General features: G+C 60.0%; 1 protein-coding gene and 1 pseudogene. One reads left to right on the top strand and one right to left on the bottom strand.

Annotation, left to right across the window (positions count from 1 at the left end; all coding sequences use genetic code 11):
* Positions 1-375 (bottom strand): calcium-binding protein (locus tag RXV88_RS23525; protein ID WP_316296170.1); only part of this gene is annotated, 375 nt, incomplete at its 3' end.
* Between the two features lie 391 nt (positions 376-766).
* Between RXV88_RS23525 and RXV88_RS23520 the strand changes: the two are divergent.
* Positions 767-1123, top strand: a pseudogene (locus RXV88_RS23520) (transposase); the annotation flags it as partial.
* Positions 1124-1186 lie beyond the last annotated feature (63 nt).

The following is a 1186-nucleotide window of genomic DNA, read 5'->3' as shown; positions in this document are numbered from 1 at the left end:
GATCGAGGTGTAGCGGTCGCCCTGGGCATCGCCGCCCGTGCCGGTCCCGGCGGCCAGGTCGACCGCGACGGCCGCCGCGGAGCCGCTGTAGTCGACAGCGTCAACGCCCGTACCGCCGTCTATCGTGTCGTTGCCCAGATCGCCGGAAAAGGTATCGTCGCCCGCGCCGCCCAGCTGCGAGTCGTTACCCGCCCCGCCCAAGAAGAGGTCGTTCCCGTCCCCGCCGACCAGCGTGTCGTTCCGGTCCCCGCCATCAAGTGTGTCGTTGCCCGCGCCCCCGGACAAAGAGTCATTTTCAGCGAGACCAACGATGAGATCATCGTCTGACGTACCAACCAGTGTGTCTTGCCCGCTCGAACCGGTAATGGTGGCCATTGGTTAATCCCATCGCTTTTCAGAAAGTCCGCATCGACGGATTTTCCCTTGCGTCCTTTGTGAAGCTGCACGCGAAATTGGTTAATTTGTGGGCGAATATTGGGATTGTTGATGTTCTGTGAACAGTCGCCCGCTGTTTGGCCCCCGTTTCGGTTTTCGATCCACTTGGTGGCTTGGAACGAAGCGCCAGTGGGCAAGTGCGTCATCGCCGCCTGTGCTATGCCGCGCGTGAACGTCCAGCGCAAAGTCCACAAACGGCGCTGAAGGGTCGGAAGCGGAAAGTTCGGACAATTTTCCGAGCGTCGGCTCTGTCCGGATGCTGTTGAAAAACTCGGCTTGAGCGATGCTTTGGCTGCTGATTCACTTCCCTTTAGACAAGGGAGGTCTGGCGATGATGGGGCCGAGGCAAGTGGCGCAGGGTGCTCTGTTCTATGAGTTTTCGATCGAGGATCACGTGCCACCGGATCATCTTTTGAGAGCCATGGACCGGTTCGTCGATCTGGGCGACATGCGCCGACACCTCGCGCCGTTCTACAGCTCGACAGGCAGGCCCTCGGTTGACCCGGAGCTAATGATCCGGATGCTGATTGTCGGCTACGCCTTCGGCATCCGGTCGGAACGGCGGCTTTGCCAGGAGGTTCATCTGAACCTGGCGTATCGCTGGTTCTGCCGCCTTGATCTGACCGATCCGGTGCCCGATCATTCCACCTTCTCGAAGAACTGTCACGGACGGGTTTGTCAGAAGGATTCCGGTTGAGACGGGCAGGGCGGCCTCGTAGCGTCGGAACATGACCAAACCTGACCCGTTCAA

It is taken from the genome of Aestuariicoccus sp. MJ-SS9 (genome assembly GCF_032586235.1).
Classification (GTDB): domain Bacteria; phylum Pseudomonadota; class Alphaproteobacteria; order Rhodobacterales; family Rhodobacteraceae; genus Aestuariicoccus.
The sequence above is the reverse complement of the archived record's forward strand: the minus strand, read 5'-3'. Positions and strand labels throughout refer to the sequence as shown.